Raw genomic sequence first — 4,219 nt, forward strand, 5'->3', positions numbered from 1 at the left:
CGATTTATTAGAGTCTCGTGGGCTCGGAGATGTGTATAAGACACCGGCCGCGGCCTTCTCGGCTTCTTCCTTGCTCGAAGCGATCGCGCTCTGGACCGCCGCTTCGGCCTTGGCAAGCGCTTCCTGTGTGGCCGCGGATGCCTTCTTGCTTTCTTCCTCGGCCTTGGTCGCAGCTTCCTTGCTGGCGTCGAGGGCCCGGTTGGCAGATGCCGTTGCCTTTTCCTGGAATCGCGTCGCTGATTCGGCGGCCTTCTGTGCCGCGCGACGGATGGCCTCGGCGATCGCCCGGGAGATCTTGCCCGCGTTCACCTTGCTCTGCTCTGCGGCGGCACTGGCTTCGTCGGCCGCCTTCTGCGCGGCGACCTGCGCATCGTGAGCGGTCTTGCTCGCGGCGTCGCGCACTTTTTGCGTGGGTGTCGATACCGGACTCAGCTGGCCGGGTGCGGTGCAGTCGGCAGCAAATGCCGCCACGCTCGCGGCGATCAACAACGCCGCGAAGAGATCCTTCGATGGCATGGCGATTTTCCTTGCTGATCTATCCAGCGGCCGGGTGCATTGCCTGGAGGCGCTCTTCGAGCTCGGCCAGCCCGAGCGAGGTGAAGTCGTTGTTGAGCGCCACCTTGACCTTCTTTTCCACGGCATCGCTCAGCTGCGCTTTGAGCTCGCCGAGGAAAGGATTCGATGCGAACATCGTGAGCGAATCGAATTCCTGAGCCGCAAGGCCCTTGTCGAGCCGATGGGCGATCTCCCGCGCGAAGCGAAGGTGTTCCTTGCGACGCTTGTCGGTCCGCGGCTCGAAATGGTTGATTCCATGGCTGTTGTCGGCCGCTTCCTGGCCCGGACGGTCCGACGCCAACTCGGTGCCTCTCATGCGGCTTTGCTCATGACTCAAGGTCTCCACTGGCACCAGAGGCGTCCGGGCAGCGTCACGGCGGAAGATGCGGGCCAGCGACGCGTTGGCCACGAGGATCCATTGGTTTTTCATGGGGGTTTCACGAAGAGTGCGCGTTCAAGCGCCGATGTGGAGATGATTGATCACGGTCGACACGCCCGGGGCGGCCCATGCAACTCCCTGCGCAGCCCTGCGCTCGGCCCACGAGTTGACAGTCCCCTCGAGCGTCACCTGCGCGCCATCGACCACGACGTCGATGCGCCTGGCTTCCCGGCTCGCTTGGCGAACCAGTGCGTCCTGGATCTTTGTTTCGATGTCGGTCGCGCTGACCCTCGGCTTGACCTTCACCAGATTCGTGACGCCGATGACGCCGAGCAGATTGCGCAGGGAACCTTCCGCGGCGCGCCGCTGGTAGTCCCATTCGACCTCGCCGTTCAGCGTGATCCAACCCTTTTCGACGGTAGGGTGCACTTTGCCCTTGGGCACCAGGGAATTCCATTCGATCGCACTCTCCACGGCCGAGGCGATTTCCGCGTCGCTTCGCTCGTGGGCGGAAGTCAATTTGACCGTGAGCTCGACGGCCAGGGCCTTGACGCCGTCGACACGCTGGGCCACTCGTTCCGCGGCGTATTTTTCGGCGAAGCTGGCGATGTGGCCGGTCAGTGTGACGACGCCGTCCTTGACGATCACGCCGACATCGGTGGCGTTGACGATCGGGTCCCACTTGAGTTCGGCCAAGACGTCATCCCTGAGTTGGACATCGGATTTCATTTGCTTCCTTTCATGTGATCAGAACTGCAGCCTTCACTTCACCCGTTGCGTTGCGTTGAATCGAATGAAGCGCTGCGTTTCATCACTGTAGGCAGCGGCGGCAGGCGCGGGTTGCGCGGGATCAAATCGGATCGCGAATCGCAATACGGATTTCTTGACTGACCCAAGACTCGTTCGTCGATTCGGGAGCAGGCTTCGATTTCCCCATTCGTGGGCGTGACGTGAGCCAGGAGAGATACCATGACCAGCGATGCGAGTTACTGCTTCGATCTAGCGAGCGTTCTGTTCGCGATCTATCCGAAGGGGAGCGCCGGCCCCCGAATCGTCGCGGAAATCTCCGAAGACGCGTTGCGCGACGTCTTCGGTGCTCAAGGTGGAGGCGACAGCCTCGTCGCGGCTTGTTGTGAGCATTTCGATCAGATCAAGGCGGCAGCGCTAGACCACTATCGGCGCGGTCCCGAGAAGCCCGTGGTGCTGGAGACCGGTGAYTTTGCGTTTCCCTCATCCTTGGCGGCCGACTCCGCGAATTGAAAAGGTCCAATACTCACGGCGGTGGAGGAGTCCGCGGACCCGTGTCACTCAGCAGACTTATCGCCCTCTCATCTTCCACTTGGTCGAACGATCGATAGAACCGACCCACCGCATCGAAGTCCTCTGGCGCGTGCAGGCACACGACTTCATCGGCGAGCGGTCGTACCAGCGCGAGGCTTTCAGGGAATGCGACCGGCACCGCGCAAATCAGCCTGGCTGGCTGTTGCGCGCGGACCGCATGCAATGCGGCCATCATGGTGGCACCTGTCGCGAGGCCATCGTCCACGACTATGACGATGCGCCCCGTCAGGTCGATCGGCGCCCGACCGGGGGTGTACCGTTTGCGTCGATCCTTGAGCACCTCAAGCTGGTGGCGTTTCTCTTCTTCGATGTAGACATCGTCCCCCGGCCGCATGGGCGTATGGCGCGACATACGCCCAACCGCCTTCGTCGACCGACCCGATGGCGAACTCCGGCGAGGCGGGGGCGCGCAGCTTCCGGACCAGCACCACGTCGAGTTCGCCGTCCAAGCGGTCCGCAAGGACGCGCCCTATTTCAAGCGCACCGCGGGGGATCGCCAGAATCAGCGGATGATGTCCCTTCCAGGATCGCAAGGCTTGTGAGAGGCGCTCGGCGGCGTCGAGGCGATTCGCAAAAAGCATCGTTAGTCTCCTGGATTGCCGGACATCATCCCCGCGTCCGCCTATCGGAGGCTTGCGCCCGGTCAAAATGGATGGCGCTTCCATCGCGCTCGAGGGACACCGACTCGTTCAACCGCGAATGCCGAGCGCCCCCGTGCGCCGAACGCCAATGCCAAGCCGCGGCATGACAAGGTCGTCAGGCTGTGAGACATCGTTAACCGCCACGGAGAAACGGTTGCGGGCGGCCCTATGCAGGGTTCTCGTGGTGCAGGATCTGCTCTCGCAGCATTCCCAACTGATGCGCGCCCATCTGGAGTGCGAGGATACGCTGTTGCGCATTCAGATGAATCTTCTGCTCACGGACGAAGAGTGGGCGCGCGTTGTGTCGGCGATGTCCGCGACCATGAACACGACGAAGAAGTCTGGCACCTAGTGTAGTGCGCTCGAAATGCGGAGGTTTGAGCCATGCGCGTTGCCCGGAAGATCGAACTGGATGCTGTTGCCGAACGGGAGTTGACTGCGCTCGCCCGGCGCGGCCGCGTTGAGGCCCGCGTGCAGCAGCGAGCCAGGATCGTGCTGTTGGCCGCGAATGATTGGCAGAACAAGGACATCGCTGCCGAGGTCGATTTGGACCGACGCCAGGTGGCCTTGTGGCGCCAGCGCTTCCTGGACGGCGGGGTTGAGGCCCTGATGCACGATGCGCCGCGCCCCGGGCGCACCCCCAGCGTGACCGCCGAGCTTGARTCGAGCATCGTGGACAGGACGCTTCACGAAAAGCCCATCGCGGCCACGCACTGGAGCACGCGCACGCTGGCCGCGCAGCTCGGGGTGGGGCCGACAACGATTCGCCGCGTCTGGCAGCGCAACGGCCTGAAGCCGCATCGCCAGAGCAGCTTCAAGCTCTCGCGCGACCCTCGCTTCGAGGACAAGCTGCTGGACGTCGTGGGGCTGTACCTGAACCCACCCGAGCGCGCCCTGGTGCTCAGCTGCGACGAAAAAAGTCAGATTCAGGCGCTCAACCGCACCCAGCCGGGCTTGCCGATGAAGAAAGGCCGCGCCGGCACCGTCACTCACGACTACAAGCGCCATGGCACGACCACGCTGTTCGCCGCTTTGAACACCCTGGACGGCACCGTGATCTCGATGTGTCAGCAGCAACACCGCCACGTCGAGTGGCTGCAGTTCCTGCGCCTGATCCAACGCAAGACGCCCAAGCACCTGCAGCTGCACCTGATCGTGGACAACTACGGCACCCACACCCACCCGGAGGTTCAAGCCTGGCTCGCCAAGCACCCGCGGTTCGTCATGCACTTCACGCCCACCAGCGCCTCGTGGCTCAACATGGTCGAGCGCTTCTTCCGCGACATCTCGGAGAACCGCATCC

Annotated in this window: 7 protein-coding genes; 3 read left to right on the forward strand and 4 right to left on the reverse strand. The window is 63.1% G+C overall.

Features of this window, described 5'->3' with window-relative positions:
• From AC1DY5_RS44490 to AC1DY5_RS44500, 3 genes are all read right to left on the reverse strand, one after another.
• A partial coding sequence (locus AC1DY5_RS44490) for a hypothetical protein (RefSeq protein ID WP_478120789.1) occupies positions 1 to 489 on the reverse strand: 489 nt, incomplete at its 3' end.
• A gap of 46 nt (positions 490 to 535) precedes the next feature.
• Positions 536 to 985, reverse strand: a complete 450-nt coding sequence (locus AC1DY5_RS44495; RefSeq protein WP_478120790.1) for a host attachment protein — start codon at positions 983 to 985, stop codon at positions 536 to 538.
• Between the two features lie 24 nt (positions 986 to 1,009).
• Entirely contained in the window at positions 1,010 to 1,663 is a 654-nt protein-coding gene (locus tag AC1DY5_RS44500) for a BON domain-containing protein (RefSeq protein ID WP_478120791.1), read from the reverse strand.
• 240 nt (positions 1,664 to 1,903) lie between these two features.
• Here AC1DY5_RS44500 and AC1DY5_RS44505 point away from each other — a divergent pair, with 240 nt between their 5' ends.
• Positions 1,904 to 2,194: a hypothetical protein gene (locus AC1DY5_RS44505; protein ID WP_478120792.1), complete on the forward strand. Its 291-nt coding sequence runs from the start codon at positions 1,904 to 1,906 to the stop codon at positions 2,192 to 2,194.
• 13 nt (positions 2,195 to 2,207) lie between these two features.
• Here AC1DY5_RS44505 and AC1DY5_RS44510 read toward each other — a convergent pair whose 3' ends face one another.
• A complete protein-coding gene (locus AC1DY5_RS44510) occupies positions 2,208 to 2,627 on the reverse strand; it encodes a phosphoribosyltransferase (protein ID WP_478120793.1) in 420 nt (139 codons plus the stop codon).
• Positions 2,628 to 3,097: 470 nt separating this feature from the next.
• On the opposite strand from AC1DY5_RS44510, the gene AC1DY5_RS44515 reads away from it, so the two are divergent.
• Both AC1DY5_RS44515 and AC1DY5_RS44520 read left to right on the forward strand, forming a co-directional pair.
• Positions 3,098 to 3,268, forward strand: a complete 171-nt coding sequence (locus tag AC1DY5_RS44515) for a hypothetical protein (protein WP_478120794.1) — start codon at positions 3,098 to 3,100, stop codon at positions 3,266 to 3,268.
• A 32-nt stretch (positions 3,269 to 3,300) separates the two neighbouring features.
• The coding region (locus AC1DY5_RS44520) for an IS630 family transposase (RefSeq protein ID WP_478120795.1) at positions 3,301 to 4,219 on the forward strand (919 nt) is incomplete at its 3' end.

The organism is Variovorax sp. P4_D9, assembly GCF_056401695.1.